The 18,348-nt window shown below is 67.9% G+C and carries 16 protein-coding genes; 5 read left to right on the top strand and 11 right to left on the bottom strand.

Going from position 1 to position 18,348, the window contains the following annotated elements; genetic code table 11:
• The first annotated feature begins 230 nt into the window (after window positions 1-230).
• Window positions 231-2,282: an oligopeptide transporter, OPT family gene (locus DOM67_RS01955; RefSeq protein ID WP_110674008.1), complete on the top strand. Its 2,052-nt coding sequence runs from the start codon at window positions 231-233 to the stop codon at window positions 2,280-2,282.
• A 19-nt stretch (window positions 2,283-2,301) separates the two neighbouring features.
• On the opposite strand, the gene DOM67_RS01960 is transcribed toward DOM67_RS01955, so the two are convergent.
• Window positions 2,302-3,174, bottom strand: a complete 873-nt coding sequence (locus DOM67_RS01960; RefSeq protein WP_110674009.1) for an SMP-30/gluconolactonase/LRE family protein — start codon at window positions 3,172-3,174, stop codon at window positions 2,302-2,304.
• A 254-nt stretch (window positions 3,175-3,428) separates the two neighbouring features.
• On the opposite strand from DOM67_RS01960, the gene DOM67_RS01965 reads away from it, so the two are divergent.
• Together DOM67_RS01965 and DOM67_RS01970 are read left to right on the top strand one after the other, a co-directional pair.
• On the top strand, window positions 3,429-4,307 hold the full coding sequence (locus tag DOM67_RS01965; RefSeq protein ID WP_110674010.1) for a sugar nucleotide-binding protein: 879 nt from the start codon (window positions 3,429-3,431) through the stop codon (window positions 4,305-4,307).
• Window positions 4,304-5,062, top strand: a complete 759-nt coding sequence (locus DOM67_RS01970) for a lysophospholipid acyltransferase family protein (protein ID WP_110674011.1) — start codon at window positions 4,304-4,306, stop codon at window positions 5,060-5,062. Before DOM67_RS01965 ends, DOM67_RS01970 begins: the two co-directional genes overlap by 4 nt.
• Before the next feature lie 146 nt (window positions 5,063-5,208).
• Here DOM67_RS01970 and fabB read toward each other — a convergent pair whose 3' ends face one another.
• Window positions 5,209-6,426 carry a beta-ketoacyl-ACP synthase I gene (gene fabB / locus DOM67_RS01975; protein ID WP_110674012.1) on the bottom strand — a complete coding sequence of 406 codons (1,218 nt, stop codon included), beginning with the start codon at window positions 6,424-6,426 and terminating at the stop codon, window positions 5,209-5,211.
• 13 nt (window positions 6,427-6,439) lie between these two features.
• A complete protein-coding gene (gene fabA / locus DOM67_RS01980; protein ID WP_106418797.1) occupies window positions 6,440-6,955 on the bottom strand; it encodes a 3-hydroxyacyl-[acyl-carrier-protein] dehydratase FabA in 516 nt (171 codons plus the stop codon).
• A 266-nt stretch (window positions 6,956-7,221) separates the two neighbouring features.
• On the opposite strand from fabA, the gene DOM67_RS01985 reads away from it, so the two are divergent.
• Window positions 7,222-9,054 (top strand): EAL domain-containing protein, encoded by a 1,833-nt coding sequence (locus DOM67_RS01985; protein WP_110674013.1) that lies wholly within the window; start codon window positions 7,222-7,224, stop codon window positions 9,052-9,054.
• Here the strand turns inward: DOM67_RS01985 and DOM67_RS01990 are convergent.
• The 8 genes from DOM67_RS01990 to DOM67_RS02025 form a co-directional block, all read right to left on the bottom strand.
• Window positions 9,045-9,539: a DUF2878 domain-containing protein gene (locus DOM67_RS01990; RefSeq protein WP_110674014.1), complete on the bottom strand. Its 495-nt coding sequence runs from the start codon at window positions 9,537-9,539 to the stop codon at window positions 9,045-9,047. The genes DOM67_RS01985 and DOM67_RS01990 overlap by 10 nt on opposite strands.
• A 22-nt stretch (window positions 9,540-9,561) precedes the next feature.
• Window positions 9,562-10,842 carry a cyclopropane-fatty-acyl-phospholipid synthase family protein gene (locus DOM67_RS01995; RefSeq protein WP_110674015.1) on the bottom strand — a complete coding sequence of 427 codons (1,281 nt, stop codon included), beginning with the start codon at window positions 10,840-10,842 and terminating at the stop codon, window positions 9,562-9,564.
• On the bottom strand, window positions 10,839-11,636 hold the full coding sequence (locus DOM67_RS02000) for a DUF1365 domain-containing protein (protein ID WP_110674016.1): 798 nt from the start codon (window positions 11,634-11,636) through the stop codon (window positions 10,839-10,841). The genes DOM67_RS01995 and DOM67_RS02000 overlap by 4 nt, the downstream gene beginning before the upstream one ends.
• On the bottom strand, window positions 11,636-12,976 hold the full coding sequence (locus tag DOM67_RS02005) for an FAD-dependent oxidoreductase (RefSeq protein WP_110674017.1): 1,341 nt from the start codon (window positions 12,974-12,976) through the stop codon (window positions 11,636-11,638). Before DOM67_RS02005 ends, DOM67_RS02000 begins: the two co-directional genes overlap by 1 nt.
• Window positions 12,973-13,764 carry an SDR family NAD(P)-dependent oxidoreductase gene (locus DOM67_RS02010; protein ID WP_110674018.1) on the bottom strand — a complete coding sequence of 264 codons (792 nt, stop codon included), beginning with the start codon at window positions 13,762-13,764 and terminating at the stop codon, window positions 12,973-12,975. Before DOM67_RS02010 ends, DOM67_RS02005 begins: the two co-directional genes overlap by 4 nt.
• A 65-nt stretch (window positions 13,765-13,829) precedes the next feature.
• Entirely contained in the window at window positions 13,830-14,273 is a 444-nt protein-coding gene (locus tag DOM67_RS02015; protein ID WP_110674019.1) for a nuclear transport factor 2 family protein, read from the bottom strand.
• Between the two features lie 61 nt (window positions 14,274-14,334).
• A complete protein-coding gene (phrB, locus tag DOM67_RS02020) occupies window positions 14,335-15,750 on the bottom strand; it encodes a deoxyribodipyrimidine photo-lyase (protein WP_110674020.1) in 1,416 nt (471 codons plus the stop codon).
• A 50-nt stretch (window positions 15,751-15,800) separates the two neighbouring features.
• Entirely contained in the window at window positions 15,801-16,718 is a 918-nt protein-coding gene (locus DOM67_RS02025) for a MerR family transcriptional regulator (RefSeq protein ID WP_110674021.1), read from the bottom strand.
• A gap of 702 nt (window positions 16,719-17,420) precedes the next feature.
• On the opposite strand from DOM67_RS02025, the gene DOM67_RS02030 reads away from it, so the two are divergent.
• Complete coding sequence (locus DOM67_RS02030) at window positions 17,421-18,326, top strand: TIGR01777 family oxidoreductase (protein WP_110674022.1); 906 nt, start codon at window positions 17,421-17,423, stop codon at window positions 18,324-18,326.
• Window positions 18,327-18,348 lie beyond the last annotated feature (22 nt).

Here is an 18,348-nt window from a genome sequence, read left to right on the forward strand (position 1 = left end):
TCGCTGCGCGACGTGCAAAACCGCTCCCGGCGGTTTTTGCGATGGGCGCCTTCCCTGGCCGACATCCCGCGTGACATCGCCTTACCGGCGGTGTGACTCGACGCCTTGCGGGCGGCGGATTAGAATGGCGGGTTCGATAGCCTTCTAATGATCACCCCGGTGCCGACGTCCGCGTCGCCGCCAGGCTGGGGCCCGGCGGGCCCTGTCTTCCAGCTCGAGAGTCTCTTGTCATGTCACACCGGATACCCGACGCCGTCAGGCTGCCTGAACTGACGCTGCGAGGTGTTTTGCTGGGTGCCGCCATCACCCTGCTGTTTACCGCCTCCAACGTCTATCTGGGGCTCAAGGTGGGCCTTACCTTCGCCTCGGCGATCCCGGCTGCGGTGATCTCGATGGCGGTGCTCTGCCGCCTGCCAGGCGCCAACAAGCTCGAGAACAATATGGTGCAGACCCAGGCCTCGGCGGCGGGCACCCTCTCGGCGATCATCTTCGTGCTGCCGGGACTACTGATGATCGGCTACTGGCAGGGTTTTCCGTTCTGGCAGACGTCGGCGATCTGCGCCATCGGCGGCATTCTGGGCGTGCTCTACACCATTCCGCTGCGCCGGGTGATGGTGGTGCAGAGTGATCTGCCCTATCCGGAGGGGATCGCCGCGGCCGAGATCCTCGAGGTCGGCAGCCAGGCGACGCAGCGCGCCGAGTCCGCGCCGGAGAGCGCCCGGCGCGAGCAGACGGGGGCCGGCGAGATCGCCCTCGGCGCCGGCGTGGCGGCGGCGTTCGCCTTCGCCAGCGGCGGGCTGCGGCTGCTGGCGGAGAGCATCAGCGTCTGGTTCGCGGTGGGGCGCAGCGCCGTCCAGCTCGCTACCGGCTTTTCGCTGGCGCTGGTCGGGGCCGGCTACCTGGTGGGGATCGTCGGCGGCATCGCGATGCTGATCGGCACGCTGATCGCCTGGGGGATCGCCGTGCCCTGGCTCACCGCGATCACCCCGGCGGCGGGGCAGGGCCTGGCCGCGGCGGGGATGGCGCTATGGTCGGAGAAGGTGCGCTTCATCGGTGCCGGAACCATCGGCATCGCCGCGCTGTGGACCCTGGCAACGCTGTTCAAGCCGATGCTCCAGGGTATCCGCGCCTCCTTCGGGGCGATGCGCGGTGGCACTGCCGCGCGTCCGCCGCGCCGCGAGCAAGACCTGCCCGCCGGCCTGCTGCTGGGGCTGGCCGCGCTGCTGCTGGTGCTGCTGACACTGGTCTTCGCCCACTTTCTGCATCAGGCGGCGCCGACGCTGGCGGCGGCGTGGCTGTGGACGCTGACCCTGGGCTGCGTGCTGTTCGCCGGCGTGTTCGGGTTTCTGATCGCCGCCGCCTGCGGCTATATGGCGGGCCTGGTGGGGTCGTCGAGCAGCCCGATATCGGGCATCGGCATTGTCGCGGTGATCCTGGTCTCGCTGATGCTGCTGGGCTTCGGTGCCGTCAGCGATGCCTTTGCCAGCCTCGACCCGGCGATCGCCCAGCGCCTGCCGACGGCGCTGGCGCTGTTCGTCACCTCGGTGATTCTGGCGGTGGCGGCGATCGCCAACGACAATCTGCAGGATCTCAAGACCGGTTACCTGGTCGGGGCCACCCCGTGGCGCCAGCAGGTGGCGCTGATGATCGGTTGTGTGGTCGGTGCGCTGGTGATCCCGCCGGTGCTCTCGCTGCTCTACCACGCCTACGGCTTCGCCGGCGCCATGCCGCGCCCGGGCATGGATCCGAGCCAGGCCCTGGGGGCGCCGCAGGCATCGCTGATGACCGCGATCGTGCGCGGCGTCTTCGATCACGACCTCGAGTGGGGCATGCTCGGCATCGGCCTGGCGCTGGGGGCTATGCTGATCGGGGTCGACGAGCTGCTGCGCCGACGCGGCGGCAGCGCACGGTTGCCGGTGCTGGCGGTGGGGATCGGCATCTACCTGCCGCCGAGCATCATCATGCCGCTGGTGATCGGTGCGGTGATTGGCTGGCTGATCGAGCGGCGTCTGCGCGCACGTGCCCGGGCGCGCGGCGTCGAGCTGACGACCTATGCCGAGCGCCCACGTCGGCGTGGGGTGCTGCTCGCCTCGGGGCTGATCGTCGGCGAGAGTCTGGTCGGTGTCGTGTTGGCCGGGGTGATCGGGCTGAGCGGGTCGCCGGCACCGCTGGCGCTGGTCGGCGCCGGCTTTGCCGGCACCGCCAAGTGGCTGGGGCTGCTGATTTTCGTCCTGGTCTGCCTCGGCTTCTATCGCCGCGTGCTGCGTCCGCACGGTGCCTGAGGTCGGCGCTCGCTGCGTTTCACACCGGCAGTGATAGCGGCGTCTGTGCGCTGCCGCCGACCTCCACCGCAATTTCGAACAGCGCCCCCGCGAGCGGTTCGTCGGCACAGCCGATCGCCGCCGAGGTGACGAACAGGCGGTCGAGTGCCTCGCCGCCGAAGGCGCAGGAGGTGGGCCGCGATACCGGCAGCGCGACCTCGCGGTCGAGGCTGCCGTCGGGGTGGTAGCGGGCCACGCGCTGGCCATCCCAGATCGCCAGCCACAGGCCGCCCTCGCGGTCGCAGGTCATGCCGTCGGGGTAGCCGCTGCCGGGGGCGAGACGAATGTGCTCGCGCTTGCGCGAGAGCTCGCCCGAGGCGCTCAGGTCGAAGGCGAAGACGGTCTGGCGGGCGCTGTCGTTGTGGTAAAGTGTGGCCCCGTCGGGTGAGATCGCCGGGCCATTGGTGATGTGGTAGTCGCTGTCCATTTCGACCAGGCCGCGGCCGTCGAGGCGGTAGAGATAGCCGCCGGCATGGACCTCGGCATCGTCCATCGAGCCGAACCACAGCCGGCCGTGGCCGTCGCTCTTGGCGTCGTTGAGGCGGTCGCCCTCCGGCAGCCATTCGATCGGCGTCAGCCGCTTGCCCGGGCGCGGCCCCTGCTCGAGATCGACATCGAGCTCGACCACCCCGGAGCGCAGTCCGGCGACGAAGCCGCCGGTATCGCGCGGCAGCAGCCAGCAGCAGGCCTCGCTGAGCGTCCAGCTGCGCCGGGTATCGTCCGCGGGGCGCCAGGCGTGAAGGCGGGCGCCGAGAATATCGACGAACAGCAGGGCGTCGTGGGCCGGCGACCAGACGGGACCTTCGCCCAGTTGGGCGTTGACTTCCCACAGCGCGGTGGCGTCTCGGGACATGGGGGTTCTCCTGTCGAAAGGCGGTGGCCTCCAGCATAGCCCGAGTCCGCTGGGCCTGTTGAGATTCCCATCGCCGCGCGGTGACTCTCGACCGGTCCGGGTTTGACGCCCCGGATCTCCGCGCGGCGAGCCGACATAGATCAAGGAGAGAACAGCGTGGAAGCTATCGAGGCGGGTGCCGCAAGGGCACAAGTCACCGAGCGGCGAGCCATCGCGCTAGAAGCCATCGAGCCACCAGCCCTCGAGGTAGCCGCGTGAAGTGCCTGCTCGTCCATCCCCGCCACTGCCTCGGCGTGGCGCTGACACGTCTCGCCGAGAGCCGCAGCGATATCACCTTCGCCCCGCTCGAGCAGCTGCCGGATGTGGCCACGCTGGCGGCACTGGGTGCGAATGCGGTGATCGTGCCGCCGCTGTCGGACCCGGGGCAGGCCGAGCCGGCCGAGGTCTACGCCCACTGCGATCACGTCGAGGCGCTGATCGATCTGTGCCGGCAGCAGCAGATCGCCCTGATCTGGTGCGTCTCGGACACCCTGTTCGAGGATGGCGCCGATACCCCGATCGACGAGACCACGATGCCCGCGCCACGGGACGAGACCCTGCGCCGGCTGGTCACCACCGGCGAGCGCTTGCGCGCTCATCCGCGCCATCTGGTCCTGCGTCTGGGGCCGCTGTTCGGGCTGGACGGCGAGGATAGCTGGCTCGGCCCGCTGATCGAGGCGCTGTGCGGCGGCGAGGCGACCCGCTCGGCCCAGGACCTGATCGTCTGCCCGACCTCGGTCAGCGCGGTGGCGCGGGCGCTGTGCGGGATCCTGCTGCAGCTCGACAGCGGCGCCAGCGCCTGGGGCACCTACCATCTCTGCGGCGTCGAGCCGATCAGCCGCTACACCTTCGTCTCGGTGGTCAGGACCCAGCTGGCGACCCGCCTGGAAGGCGTCGGCCAGCCCGCCGAGCTGGGTGAACTCAAGGCGCTCAATCAGCACCACGACACGCCGCTGCGGCGGGTGCTCGACTGTCGCCGGCTGCTCGATGTCTTCGGCATCCACCAGAAGGCGTGGCGGGTGGAACTCGGGCTGATGCTGGATAGCTGGTGTCAGCAGCACTATGGAAGCCAGGAAGCGGTGGCCGAGAGATGAACGTGATTCGCAGTCTGATCTTCTATGCCGGCTATTTTCTGGCGATTCTGGTCTCGGGGCTGCTGATGCTGCCGCTGGGGATGATGCTGCCGCTGCGCGGCCGCTTCCGCCTGTTCAACTGCCACAATCGCTTCATCATGCGCTGGCTGTCGCTGACCTGCGGCGTGCGCTATCGCGTCGAGGGGCGCGAGCGCGTGCCCGAAGGGCCCTGTGTGGTACTGGCCAACCACCAGAGCGAGTGGGAGACGGTCTATCTGCAACTGCTGAAGACGCCGATCTGCACGGTGCTCAAGCAGGAGCTGCTGAGTATTCCGCTGTTCGGCTGGGGGGTGCGCCTGCTCAAGCCGATCCCGCTGGATCGCTCCAAGCCCTCCACCGCCATGCGCCAGGTGCTCTCCCATGGCAAGCAGCGGCTGGACGAGGGGCTCTCGGTGCTGATCTTTCCCGAGGGCACGCGGGTGGCGCCGGGACAGCGGCGGCGCTTCAACAAGAGCGGGGCGGTGATCGCCTGCCGCGCCGGGGTGCCGGTGCTGCCGGTGGCGCACAATGCCGGCGAGCGCTGGGGACGCCACTGGGTCAAGCAGCCCGGCGAGCTGAGGGTGGTGGTGGGTGAGCCGATCGCCACCGAAGGGCGTACGCCGGATGCCGTGATGGCGGACGTGGAACAGTGGATCGAGGCACGTCTGGAGGAGATCTCCGAGGTGCCGCGGCCGCCGCAGGGCGTGCGCGAGGCGCCGACCAAACTGCCCTCCTGAGCGCGGCTTGGCATCCACCCCATTCAGCCACGCGCGCTGCACGCAGCGAGCGTGAAACCATCTCGGATGCCAGCCAGAAACGAGAAGTCCGGCCACGAAAAAGGCGCCCCGAGGGGCGCCTTTTTCACTGCCGATCTGACCCGCGCTCAGCCGTCGTAGCGGTCGAACACCAGACAGGCGTTGGTGCCGCCGAAGCCGAAGCTGTTGGAGAGCACGCGCTTGACCTCGACGTCGTCACGGCGCGTTCGCACGATATCGAAACCGCTGGCCTGCTCATCGAGATTGTCGATGTTGGCCGAGGCACACAGGAAGCGGTGCTCCATCATCAGCAGCGAGTAGATCGCCTCCTGGACCCCCGTGGCACCCAGCGAGTGGCCGGTAAGCGACTTGGTCGAGCTCATCGCCGGCGTGCTGTCACCGAAGACCTCGCGGATCGCCTTGAGCTCGGCGACATCGCCCACCGGCGTGGAGGTGCCGTGGGTGTTGACGTAGTCGACCTTGCCTTCCAGCCCGGCGAGCGCCTGACGCATGCAGCGCGCCGCACCTTCACCCGAAGGGGCGACCATGTCGTGACCGTCGGAGGTGGCGCCGTAGCCGGTGATCTCGGCATAGATCTTGGCCCCGCGCGCCTTGGCGTGCTCCAGCTCTTCGATCACCAGCATGCCGCCACCGCCGGCGATGATGAAGCCATCGCGATCGGTGTCGTAGGGGCGCGAGGCTTTCTCCGGCGTGTCGTTGTAGCCGGTGCTCAGCGCGCCCATGGCGTCGAACAGGCACGACAGCGTCCAGTGCTCCTCCTCGCCGCCACCGGCGAAGACCACATCCTGCTTGCCCAGCTGGATCTGCTCGACCGCGCTGCCGATGCAGTGCGCGGAGGTGGCGCAGGCCGAGGAGATCGAGTAGTTGATCCCCTTGATCTGGAACGGTGTCGCCAGACACGCCGAGACGGTGCTGCCCATGGTCCGCGTGACGCGATAGGGGCCGACACGGCGCAGGCCCTTCTGGCGCATGATATCCGCCGCTTCGACCTGGTTGGCGCTGGAGGCGCCACCGGAGCCGGCGATCAGACCGGTGCGCGGATTCGAGACGACGTCGGCTGCCAGCCCCGAGTCATCGATCGCCTGTTGCATGGCGATATAGGCATAGGCCGCGGCGTCGCCCATGAAGCGCAGCTGCTTGCGGTCGACGAGCGCGTCGACGTCTATCTCCACGCTCCCCGCCACCTGGCTGCGGAAACCGAGCTCGGCGTATTCCGGCTTGTAGCGAATGCCGGAGCGTCCCTGGCGCAGGGCATCCAGTACCTGCTGGGCGTCATTGCCCAGACAGGACACGATACCCAGTCCGGTGACTACCACTCGTTTCATGGAAGCCTCCCGCTCAGAAAGTCTCAGTGTTGGTGAAAAGGCCGACACGCAGATCCTTGGCCTGATAGATGTCCTTGCCATCCACTGCCAGGGTGCCGTCGGCGATCCCCAGGACCAGGCGACGCGTGATCACGCGCTTGATCTCGATGTGGTAGGAGACCTGGCCAGCATCGGGCAGGATCTGGCCCGAGAACTTGACCTCGCCGCAACCCAGTGCCCGACCGCGCCCCGGATTGCCCAGCCAGCCGAGGTGGAAGCCGACCAGCTGCCACATGGCGTCGAGGCCGAGGCAGCCAGGCATCACCGGGTCACCGGGGAAGTGGCACTGGAAGAACCACAGGTCGGGATGGATATCCAACTCGGCGATGATCTCGCCCTTGTGGTACTTGCCGCCGTCCTCGTTGATCTGCGTGATGCGATCGAGCATCAGCATGTTGGGCGCGGGGAGCTGGGCGTTTCCGGGGCCGAACAGTTCCCCCCGGCTGCATTTCAGCAGATCGTCGTGGCTGAAAGAGTGCTGTCTGGTCACTAGATCGTTCCGAGAATCGAAAAAGAGTGTGCCCCAAGGGTTGCGAGGCGGGGCCAGTCTAATGGCTGTGGGCAGCGAATGCACGTGAGCCGAAGGCTAGTCTTGTGCGCTTTTGCGTGCAATCACGACCTGCCTGGCCACGCACCTGGTGGGTGACGCCGGCCGCGCTTGCCCTGGCGCGCGCGGAGGGGGCATGATGCGAGGTGGGAGCGAGTGGGTGAGTATCGACCTGAGTCGATTCGTATAACGACCATAACCGAAGATCTATGTGGCCTTCTTTTTCGCTGAATCGACCGTTGGTCTGGCTGGGACTCGCGGCGCTGGCCGCCGCCAGCCTATTGCCGTTTCTGATGCTTCGCCTCGCGGCGCTGGCACTGGTACTGGTCGGTCTGGCCGATGGCTGGCGTCAGATACGTCTCGAGCATCAGCGCCGCCGGCTCAGCGAGCAGGCGCTCGAACTCTCCCAGGACGGCATCATGATCACCAATGCTGCCAACCGTCTACTCACTGTCAATCCCGCCTTCACTCAGATCACCGGTTACACCCTCGATGAGATCGAGGGGCTCGACCCCTCTGCGCTCGCCTCCGGGCGCCATGACAAGGCCTTCTACGATCGCTACTGGCAGGCACTCGCCGCCACCGGGCGCTGGGAGGGCGAGATCTGGAACCAGCGCAAGCACGGCGACCAGTACCCCGAGTGGCTGCGCGTGCGCGCCTGCCACGACAGCAAGGGGCGGGTGTCACACTATGTCGGTCTGTTCACCGATATCAGCCGCCACAAGGCGCGCGAACAGGACCTGCGGCGGATCGGTTTCGAGGACCCGCTGACCGGGCTGCCCAACCGGCGGCGGCTGCACGATCTGCTGGCCTCCCGGCTGCGTCACCTGCGCGCCGGCGAAGGTCTGGATCTGGCCCTAATCGATATCGACGGCTTCAAGGCGATCAACGACGGCCTGGGGGTGGACAGCGGTGACCGCCTGCTGGCGCGCTTCGGCCAGCGGCTGGCGGCGCAGGTCGCCGGCGGTATCGTGGGACGGCTCGGCGGCGACGAGTTCATGGTGATTCGTACCACCACCTTCGACGATCACGAGACGTGGGTGGCCGGGCTGCGCCAGCACCTGAGCGAGCCGTTCGAGATCGACAGCAACACCCTGCGTCTGGGGCTGACCATCGGTAGCTGCCGCGCGCCGGAGGATGGCAAGGAGGCGGGTGTGCTGTTCCAGCGCCTGGAGTCGGCGCTCTACAGCGCCAAGCGCCATGGCCGCAACCATGACCGCCGCTTTCGTCCATCGCTGGAGGTCGAAGGCGACCGTCAGTTGGCGATCATCAACGATCTGCGCCAGGCATTGGCGCAGAACGAGCAGCTCGAGGTCTACTACCAGACCCAGCATCGCCTCGACGATGGCGAGCTGATCGGCATGGAAGCGCTGCTGCGCTGGCATCATCCCCAGGAGGGCATGATCCCCCCCGGTGACTTCATTCCGCTGGCGGAGCGCCACGGGCTGATGCCGGCGCTGGGCGCCTGGGTCATCGATCAGGCGGTGGCGCAGCTCGCCAACTGGCGCGCCCAGGGGCTGGTGGTGGTACCGGTGTGGGTCAATATCTCGGCGCTGCAGCTGATCCAGGGCGACCTCGAGTCGCGCCTGATCTCGACCCTGGGCCAGTACCGTGTGGCTCCGCACTACCTCGGACTCGAGCTCACCGAGTCGGTGCTGCTCGACGAGCGCGCCGGCGATATCTCGCCCCGGCTGGAAGCGCTGCGCCGCGAAGGGCTGCAGATCGCGATCGACGACTTCGGCACCGGCTACTCCTCGATGGCCTATCTCAAGCGGCTGCCGATCGACAAGCTCAAGCTCGACCGCGAGTTCATCCGCGCACTGCCCCACGATCACGCCGATGCCGCCATCACCTCGGCGGTACTGGCCATGGCCCAGGGGCTCAACCTCGACGTGATCGCCGAAGGGGTGGAGACCGAGGCACAGCGCAGTTTCCTGATGGCCCGTGGCTGCCGCCACGTGCAGGGCTTTCTGTATGCCCGACCGCAGCCCGCGGGTACCGTGGCGCAGCGCTTGAAGCCGGCCAGCACGACCTACGCCTGAGCGCTGGCAGCCCCACCCAGCCGCCGGCTGACCTCGGCGCACAGCCCCGCCCAGACCAGCGCTTCCACGACCAGTGCCCAGGTGGTGATCTCCGCCCCGGCCAGCGCCGCCCCCGAGAGATAGCTCAGCGGCCCACCCACGGCGCCACACACGAGCGCCAGCCAGCGATGCGGCCAGAGCCACGCCAGACAGTGGTGGAGGGTGGTGGCGAACAGTGGCCACAGCGCCCACAGCCACAGTGGCCAGCCCGAAGCCAGACGGATGCCTCCGAGGGCGACCAGGGTGCCGTCCACCGCCATGCCCGCCAGCGCGAACCCCAGCCACCAGCGCCACTCGCCGGAGCGCGCCAGCCAGCGCCAGTGGGCGGCCAGAATCAGTACCAAGGCGAGCATGGCCGGCACCGAGCCGCCCAGCACGCAGACGAACCAGCCGATCTGGAAGACCAGGGCATTGAGCACCAGCGCGAGCGGGCGGCGCGGGCTCATGACCGTAGGGCTGGTGAGGGTTTCACGGCTGTCCGCTGAGCGGTGCCCGGCGCGCGCCGGGCTTGGCCAGCAGCAGATGGCAGGTGCCGATGGCGCGTTCGACGAAGCCACCCTCGCAGTAGCACAGGTAGTAGCGCCACATGCGGATGAAGCGTTCGTCGTAGCCCAGCTCGCGCACCCGTTCGAGGCTCGCCTCGAAGCGCTGGCGCCACTCGCGCAGGGTGCGCGCGTAGTGCAGGCCGATCTCGTCCAGGTCGAGCACATTGAGCTGGGTATGCCGGCTCAGTGCGCTCAGGATGGCGGTATGCGAGGGCAGAAAGCCGCCGGGAAAGATATAGCGCTTGATGAAGTCCATCTCGCGCTTGGCCGCCTCGAAGCGCTGATCGCGGATGGTGATGCACTGCAGCAGGGCCAGGCCATCTTCCGTGAGCAGACGGTCGACGCAGCCGAGATAGGTCTCCAGATACTGATGACCCACCGCCTCGACCATCTCCACCGAGACCAGGCGGTCGTAGCGCCCGGTCAGCGCGCGGTAATCCTCGCGCAGCAGGGTGATCTGCTCCTCCAGCCCGGCCTCGCGCACGCGCTCGGCGGTGTAGGCGTACTGGGCCTCGGAGATGGTGGTGGTGGTCACTCGACAGCCCCGGGTGCGCGCGGCATGGATCGCCAGGCCGCCCCATCCGGTGCCGATCTCGAGCAGGTGGTGATGGGATTCTAACGCGAGCTTGTCGAGGATGAGGTCGAGCTTGTGGGTCGAGGCCTCCTCCAGGGTCGCCGCCGGATGCGGAAAGACGGCGCTGGAGTACATCCAGTGGTCGCGGTCGAGGAAGGTCGCGAACAGCTCGTTGCCGAGATCGTAGTGGGCGGCGATATGCCGTCGTGCGCGCGCGCTGGTGTTGCGCTGCACCGCGTAGAGCGCCGCCAGTGCCCAGCGGCTGACACGCGCCGTGCCGTTCTCCATGCCGGTGTTGACGTGCTCGACGTTGCGCGCGAACAGGCGTACCAGGGCCACCAGGTCGTCGACCTCCCACTCGCCATCCATGTAGGACTCGGCCACGCCGACGGTACCGCCGAGGGCGAAGCGCCGCCACACCGCGGGGCTGTGCACGCGCACGCAGAGCGTCAGGGTGTCGGCCGCTGCGGGATCACCGCGGCCCAGGCGGTGACGCTGGCCACCTTCGTGCAGCGTGATCACGCCGCCATCGAGCGCGTCCAGCGCCTTCAGGATGCGCGGCCGCAGCCAGCGCGACAGACGCGGCGCGTCACGGCGCCGGTCGACGGTCGAGGAGGGGGCGGTGGTCATGGCGAATTCTGCTCTCGTCCTGGGTGATCGTGAAGGGGGGTACGCTTGAGCCACAGCCTGAGCGCCTGCCAGTGAATCGCGGCGATCGTCTTCAGCGTCATCAGCGGATGGCGCAGCAGCTCGCCGACCAGCGCGCGCCGGGTCGCCGGCGCCAGGCTCAGGGTCAGGGTGGCATCGAAATGCCGGGCCTCTTCGGCCCAGGTTTCCATGTGCATCAGCAGGCGCGCGTCGGGCCGGTTGAAGCGCCAGCGGTAGATCATCGCCATCGGGTTGAACGGCGACACGTGCAGACGCTTGTCGAACTGCGCATGGCACAGGTGGCGTGTGTCGTCGATCCAACAGGCGTAGACCTGGCGTTCGCCCCAGGGCGTGTTGGTCACCTCGCCGAGCACGGCGCGCAGGCGCTCGTGGCGATCATAGACGTAATAGAGCGTCAGCGGATTGAACAGCACCCCGAACAGGCGCAGCTGGGTCAGCATGCGGATCGGGCCGTCCGTGACCTCATTCAGTTCTTCGCCCAGCTCTTCGCCCAGTTCTTCACTTAGCCGCTGGCGCACGGCATCCGCCAGCGGCAGTGCGTGCGGCGCCAGATAGTCCTCGCGGCGAAAACGTGCCGGGGCGTAGCGCCGGGTGCCGAAGCCGGGGGTGCGGGCCAGCAGCGCCGGCAGCTCATCGAGGTCGAGCCACAGCATCCACACCCGGTAGTCGAAACGGTGCTGGGTGGGGACGAAGCGGCGGTGACGCAGCCGCCCGGTGGCGAGCCGGCTGTGCCAGCGGCGTGGGGCAGACGCCATCAGGCCACCTCACTGCCGGCAGGACTGGCGTCGCCCGGCGCCGGTGCGGCGGCAGCGCCGTCGATCGCCTGGGCCACGCGCCAGGCGCTCCACACCCCATCTTCGTGGAAGCCATTGCGCCAGTAGGCGCCGCAGAAGTGGGTCCGGCGCGCCGGCTGGGAGATCTCGGCGAAGCGCGTCTGGGCGTGCTGCGCGGCCAGCGTGAACTGTGGATGGGCGTAGTCGAAGCGCGCGAGTATCTGCGCCGGATCGATCTGCGCCTCGTCGTTGAGGGTGACACAGAAAGTGGTGTCGCTCTCCAGCCGTTGCAGGATGTTCATGTTGTAGGTCACCGGCACGCAGGCCTCGGCATCGCGGCCGTCGAGGCGGTAGTTCCAGCTCGCCCAGGCGCGGCGGCGGCGTGGCAGCAGGCGGGTGTCGGTGTGCAGCACCACGCGGTTGCTGGCGTAGCCGATGGCGCCGAGGATATCGCGCTCGGCCGCGCAGGCCTGCGTCCCCAGAATCGCCAGGGCCTGATCGCTGTGGCAGGCGAGCACCACCTGATCGAAGCGTGCCTCGCCCCGGGGAGTGGTCAACGTCACGCCGTCGGCGTCGCGGTGTAGCGCGGTCACCGGGCTCTGCAGGTGTACCCGCTCACGGTAGGGCGCGATCAGGGGCTCGATATAGCGCCGCGAGCCGCCGCTGACGGTGTACCACTGGGGGCGATCGCTGACCGACAGCAGGCCGTGGTGGTGGAAGAACCGAATGAAGAAGCGCGCAGGGAAGGCGCGCATGCCCGCCTCGCTGGCGGACCAGATCGCCCCGCCCATGGGCAGCAGATAGCGACGGCGGAAGTCCTCGCCGTAGCCGCCCGCCGTGAGGTACTCGTCCAGGCTCAGCTCCGGGGGCAGGCGGTCGTTCTCGAAGTCGCGGATGGCGCGGCGATTGAAGCGCAGGATATCCGCCAGCATGCGGTGGAAGCGCGGGCGCAGCAGATTGCGCCGCTGGGCGAACAGGGTGGCCAGGGTGTGGCCGTTGTACTCGAAGTCGCGCCCGCGCTCGTGCACCGAAAAGCTCATCTCGGTGGGCTGGGTGGCGACGCCGAGCGATGCCATCAGCGCCTGGAAGTGAGGGTAGGTGCGGTCGTTGAAGACGATGAATCCGGTGTCGATGGCGTACTCGTGGCCGGCATGCTCGACGTCGATGGTGGCGGTGTGCCCGCCCAAGCGCGCACCGGCCTCGTAGAGCGTCACCTGGTGGCGCCGCGACAGGTAGTGGGCCGCGGCCATGCCGGCGATGCCGCCGCCGATCACCGCGATGCGCTGCCCCGCAGGCGAAGAGGTCGTACCCAGCCCACTCATGCGTCGTCTCCGTCACGCCCGCGGCCGGCGATACGCAGGCCGAAACGGCGCCGCAGGGCTGGTGGCAGCACCCCCAGCGCCTTGACCAGATAGGTGAAGCGGCGCGGGAAGTGAATATCCAGCCGCCGCCTGGCCAGCCCCTCGACGATGTACTCGGCGGCGCGCTCGGCGCTGATCTGCATCGGCATCGAGAAGTCGTTGCGTGCGGTCAGCGGGGTCTCGACGAAGCCCGGGTGGATCACGCTGACATCGATCTCTTCCGCGGCCAGGTCGAGGCGCAGCGACTCCAGAAAGTGCGAGATCGCCGCCTTGGAGGCGCCATAGGCCTCGGCACGCGGCAGCGGCAGATAGGCGGAGGCGCTGGAGACCGCGGCGAGCAGTGGGGGCTGGGTGCGCCCCTCGGCACGGCGCAGTAGGGGCAGGGCGGCATCGATGGCGTAGAGCGTGCCCAGAAAGTTGGTGGTGAAGACGCGCTCGACCAGCTCGACGTCGAACTCGCGCACGTCGAGGTATTCGCAGGTGCCGGCGTTGAGCAGCGCGATGTCGAGCCCGCCGAACGCCTCCTCGATCGCCGCGCCGGCACGCCGGGTCGCAGCGCGATCGGTGAGATCGGCGGGCACCACCAGGGCGTTGGGATGACCCGCGGCCAGTGCCTCGAGCGCCTCCTCCCGGCGTGCGGTGAGCGCCACCCGGTGGCCGTCGGCGAGCAGGCGCTTGGCCAGCGCCTCGCCGATGCCGGAGGTGGCGCCGGTCAACCAGATGCGTCGGGTTCCGGATAGGCTGGCCATGGTCTCTCCCTGCTCTCTTCAATCGTCGATGGCATGCGGCGCTCAGGTGACCTGCTCGCCCCGGTCTAGAGTCGCTGCTTGATCCGGCGTACCGCCCAGCCGATCAGCGGTAGCTGCTCGTAGAGCATCTCGCCGACGTCATAGTAATCGCGGTGGCGACACACCCGCTGATCTTGCCAGGTGAGGTGTGAACATCCGGCCACGCTCAAGGTACGTCCGCTGCGCACTTTCGGATGCGCATAATGCATCGTCCACTCGAGAAAGCAGCGCTCCGCCTGAGTGTGCTGCTGGTGGAAGTCGAAGTGACAGTGGCTGACCTCGGCCATCAACTCGCGGTAGTAGGCCATGACCGCGCGTCGCCCGACGTGGTGATGCAGGGGGTCGGTGAAGTCCACGTCATCGCTGTAGCACTCGGCGAGTGCCGTCAGGCCGTCATGGGTCAACGGCTGGAACAGGCTACGGAAGTGAGCGATCGCTTCGGCGCTGACGCCGGCGGATGATGCGGTCATGGCACTCTCCCGATGAGTGACGAGGCCGGGCGCCGGCGCATTGGGCGCGGCAGAGGGGCGCTCAGTCGAGCTCCTTGAAGGCGTCCAGGGCGCGCTGGCGGGCCCGTTTGTGATCGACGATCGCCTGGGGGTAGCCGGTGGCGCGGCGTTCGCTGGCGCTGGGCTGATGGCGCGACTTGATCGGCAGATCGGCCAGTTCCGGCACCCAGTGGGCGATGAATTCGGCCTTGGGGTCGAAGCGCTCGGACTGCGTGATCGGGTTGAAGATCCGGAAGTAGGGCGCGGCGTCGGTACCGGTGGAGGCGGCCCACTGCCAGCCGCCGTTGTTGGAGGCGAAGTCGCCGTCGACCAGGTGCGCCATGAAGAACGCCTCGCCGCGGCGCCAGTCGAGCAGCAGATGCTTGCTCAGGAACATCGCCGTGAGCATGCGCAGGCGGTTGTGCATCCAGCCGGTGGCCACCAGCTGTCGCATGGCGGCGTCGACCAGCGGGAAGCCGGTCTTGCCTTCGCACCAGGCGTTGAAATCCGGATCGCTGTGGCGCCACTTGAGCTTGGCGGTATGGCTCTGGAACGGCTGGTGCTGGCAGATATAGGGGAAACCCACCGCGACATGCTGGTAGAACTCGCGCCAGATCAGTTCGCTCGCCCAGCTCTTGAGGCCGGCGTCGCCGTCGGCCAGGTGGCCGCCGTTGTTGGCCATCACCGCCTGCAGGCACTGGCGATGCGAGATCATGCCGGTGGCAAGGTAGGCCGAGAGTTCGCTGGTGCCGGCGAGGGCGGGAAAGTCGCGGTCCGTGGCATAGCGGCGGGCGCGCGCGTCGAGAAAACGCTCCAGCTTGTCCGCCGCGGCGTCCTGTCCGGCGACCCAGGTATGCGCGTCGACCCGATCGGAGCGATCCGCGTCGGGCAGTGCCGGGATAGCGTTGCGAGTCAGCGTGAGCGCGGATTGGCACGCAGGGGTGTCGCGCAGGGCCAGCTGCTCGGCGGTGACCCGCTGATGCCAGGCCTTGGCGAATGGCGTGAACACTTTGTAGTAGTCGCCCTGACCGGTGAGCAGCTCACCCGGTTCGAAGGCGATATGGTCGGTGTAGTCATGGACGGTGATGCCGGCCTGATGTAAGTGCTTGCTCACCGCGGCGTCGCGCTGACGCTCGTCGAGGGGATACTCGCGATTGAAGTGCAGGGTGGTCACATCGTGCTCGCGAACGATCTCTTCGAGCGCCTGGGGCGCCTGGGAAAAATCGCCGATATCGCGGTAGAGCAGCGGGATATTGAGGGCATCCAGGGCGTCGCTCAGGGCGCGCACGCCGCGGTGGATGAACTCGATCTTGGCGGCTCCGTGCTGGTGACGGCGCCACTGTTCACGGGTGGCCAGAAAGACCCCGATCACCGGGCCGCGCTGGGCGGCGGCGCTCAGCGCGGTATTGTCGAGCGTGCGTAGGTCGTTACGAAACCACACCAGCTGCAGATCGGACATGGGCACTTCCTTGTGGCCATCTCGGGGGAACGGTCACCGGGGGGACGCGCTCAGTCTTCGTTGTCGACGATCGAGCGCAGCCGGCTGAGTGCCTGGGTGGTGTCCTCGCCCAGCACCGCGACCTCGGTGTTCTCGAAATCGCTGACGCGAATACGCGCCACCGGCCCCACCAGACACACCGGCACGTCGCTCTGCTCGGCCAACCGCGGTAGCTGGCGGCGCACCAGGTCGCTGCGCTCGGCCTGGCCGCTGGCGAGCAGCAGTGCCTTGACGCCGAGCCGGTCGACCGCCATCGGCAGCTCGCTCAGGGCCACCTCGCCGTCGATCAGCTGAATGCGATAACCCGCCGCCGAGGCCGCCAGAGCCATCAGCATGGCCCAGAAGCCGCTGCTGTCATCGGGCAGCCGCGCGATCAGCAGCTCGCCACCGCTGTTGGTCTGGTTGGCGTGGTAGAGGCGCGTCCCGATACGGGTACGCAGGAAGGTCTCGAGCAGACGCCGCTGCAGGGTGGCACCGAACTGGTCGCCCCAGCGCTCTTCCAGCTGCTGAATGGTGGGCTGCCACAGTTCGGCGATACACAGACCCACCGGGTAGAGCGCCAGGCTCTGATTGAACAGCGTCTCCAGCCGCCCCATGTCGAGGGCGTCCACCGCATGGATCACGTGCTGACGCTGGCTCGACCAGTCGCCCATCTGCGGTGCCGGGGTCTCGACCGTCTCGGGCTGATCGAGCAGCTCGCGCACCTGACTCACGGGGACGCCGCGATTGAGCCACTGCAGAATGCGCTCGACGCGCTCGATGTCGTCGCGGGCGTAGAGACGGTGCCCCTTGGGCGTACGCTGTGGCCGAATCAGGCCGTAGCGACGCTCCCAGGCACGCAGCGTCACAGAGTTGACGCCAGTGAGGCGCGACACTTCACGAATGGGGTAGAGCGGCGCGGCGGTGGATTCCATAGCCTTGTAACTCATGCAAGTCCTCCTGCGAGGTCTCTGCGTGCGCCATCTCGTCGAATTGAACGCTTATCGATACTGCAGGTCGTCACCACGGAGCTTCGGGTCCACTTACGCTAAGGGATTGCTTTCTGAAACGCTGTTTACCAATTTTGCCCTGCTGCTCCGGCGACGTCACCTGGGTTCGCCGATGAATCGGTCATTGCCTCTTGTCATGGCCTCTTAATGACACGGGGACGTAATCTCTCAAGATCCATCGGCTCCGGCGAGACGATATTGATGTCCATGCATCCAGCATGGGTGAATGCATTGTACGCTTCAAGCGTTTTGTACAATTTTAATGTAATACGAAAGCGCTGTGTACCCGTCGGGGAGTACCGGTTTCAGGCGCTCCGGGGGTGCTGCGCGACAGTGTCGTCAGGGCGTCACTCGGCGCCTGAGACTGGCCGGTCGGGGCGCATCCGGTGCCGCTTTCATGGCGTGCGTGGGGCAGGGGTGGCAGGTGACGCAGGCATGTCCTGGTGTAGGGGCTGGCACCGTAGCGCCGCGGCAGGGCTCACGCTCTCCGTGGCGCCCCGAGCCATCCGGGCATCGATCTGGGGCCCGCGGGGGACCTGGCGTAGACTGTGACGAAGTGACGCGCGGCAGATGACGCAGCGCGCTACTGGCGCTGCTATGCTGTGAATATCGTACAATACTTGTATAACTGAGGTCAGTGCCATGCGACTTCTGATCACCGGCGGTACCGGTTTCGTCGGCCAGCGTCTGGTCGAGCGCGCCCTGGCGGCCGGCCACCAGGTCATGGTGGTATCGCGCCAGCCACAGCGCGCGCGGCAAAAGCTTCCTGCAGCCGTCTCGGTGGGCGACTCGGTGGCGGCGTTCGCCGACCAGCGCCCGCAAGGCATCGTCAATCTGGCCGGCGAGCCGATCGCCGACAAGCGCTGGAGCGACTCCCAGAAGACGCGGCTGATCGAGTCTCGCCGGCATATCACCCGCGAGGTGGTGGAGCTGTGCGAGCATCTGGCGCAGACGGGTGATGCCCCCGAGGTGCTGGTGTCGGGGTCGGCGATGGGCTTCTACGGCGATCAGGGCGAGCGCGACGTCACCGAGTCGACGCCGCCGCATGACGAGTTCGCCCATCGGCTGTGCGAGATGTGGGAGCGCGAGGCGAACAAGGCTGCCGAGGTCGGTACCCGAGTCGCCTGCGTGCGCATCGGGCTGGTGCTCGACGCGGAGGGCGGGACCCTGGCCCGGCTGCTGCCGGTGTTCAAGCTGGGGGCCGGCGGCCGTCTGGGCGACGGACGCCAGTACATGCCGTGGATCCATCGCGAGGATCTGGTCGCGGCGATCGAGTTCCTGCTCGCCGAGCCGTCACTCGAAGGGCCCTTCAACGCCTCGGCGCCGGCGCCGGTGACCAATGCCGAGTTCACCCGTGCACTGGGCCGCCAGCTACATCGGCCGACCCCTTTCCGGGTGCCGGCCACGCTGCTCAAGCTGGGGCTGGGAGAGATGTCGCGGCTGCTGCTGACCGGCGCCTGCATGCGCCCGGCGCGGCTCGAGGAGGCGGGTTTCCGCTTCACCTACCCCACGCTCGATGCCGCGCTGGCGGCGATCCTGCCGCGCTGAGGCCTAGCGGTGCCTAGCGGCG

The sequence above is a fragment of the Salinicola sp. RZ23 genome (genome assembly GCF_003206675.1).
Classification (GTDB): Bacteria; Pseudomonadota; Gammaproteobacteria; order Pseudomonadales; family Halomonadaceae; genus Salinicola; species Salinicola endophyticus.

Excerpts from the sequence above, each read along its gene's own strand:
- DOM67_RS01955 (WP_110674008.1), top strand. The coding sequence starts at position 231 with ATGTCACACCGGATACCCGACGCCGTCAGGCTGCCTGAACTGACGCTG.
- DOM67_RS01960 (WP_110674009.1), bottom strand. The coding sequence starts at position 3,174 with ATGTCCCGAGACGCCACCGCGCTGTGGGAAGTCAACGCCCAACTGGGC.
- DOM67_RS01970 (WP_110674011.1), top strand. The coding sequence starts at position 4,304 with ATGAACGTGATTCGCAGTCTGATCTTCTATGCCGGCTATTTTCTGGCG.
- fabB (WP_110674012.1), bottom strand. The coding sequence starts at position 6,426 with ATGAAACGAGTGGTAGTCACCGGACTGGGTATCGTGTCCTGTCTGGGC.
- DOM67_RS01985 (WP_110674013.1), top strand. The coding sequence starts at position 7,222 with ATGTGGCCTTCTTTTTCGCTGAATCGACCGTTGGTCTGGCTGGGACTC.
- DOM67_RS01990 (WP_110674014.1), bottom strand. The coding sequence starts at position 9,539 with ATGAGCCCGCGCCGCCCGCTCGCGCTGGTGCTCAATGCCCTGGTCTTC.
- DOM67_RS01995 (WP_110674015.1), bottom strand. The coding sequence starts at position 10,842 with ATGACCACCGCCCCCTCCTCGACCGTCGACCGGCGCCGTGACGCGCCG.
- DOM67_RS02000 (WP_110674016.1), bottom strand. The coding sequence starts at position 11,636 with ATGGCGTCTGCCCCACGCCGCTGGCACAGCCGGCTCGCCACCGGGCGG.
- DOM67_RS02005 (WP_110674017.1), bottom strand. The coding sequence starts at position 12,976 with ATGAGTGGGCTGGGTACGACCTCTTCGCCTGCGGGGCAGCGCATCGCG.
- DOM67_RS02010 (WP_110674018.1), bottom strand. The coding sequence starts at position 13,764 with ATGGCCAGCCTATCCGGAACCCGACGCATCTGGTTGACCGGCGCCACC.
- DOM67_RS02015 (WP_110674019.1), bottom strand. The coding sequence starts at position 14,273 with ATGACCGCATCATCCGCCGGCGTCAGCGCCGAAGCGATCGCTCACTTC.
- phrB (WP_110674020.1), bottom strand. The coding sequence starts at position 15,750 with ATGTCCGATCTGCAGCTGGTGTGGTTTCGTAACGACCTACGCACGCTC.
- DOM67_RS02025 (WP_110674021.1), bottom strand. The coding sequence starts at position 16,718 with ATGAGTTACAAGGCTATGGAATCCACCGCCGCGCCGCTCTACCCCATT.
- DOM67_RS02030 (WP_110674022.1), top strand. The coding sequence starts at position 17,421 with ATGCGACTTCTGATCACCGGCGGTACCGGTTTCGTCGGCCAGCGTCTG.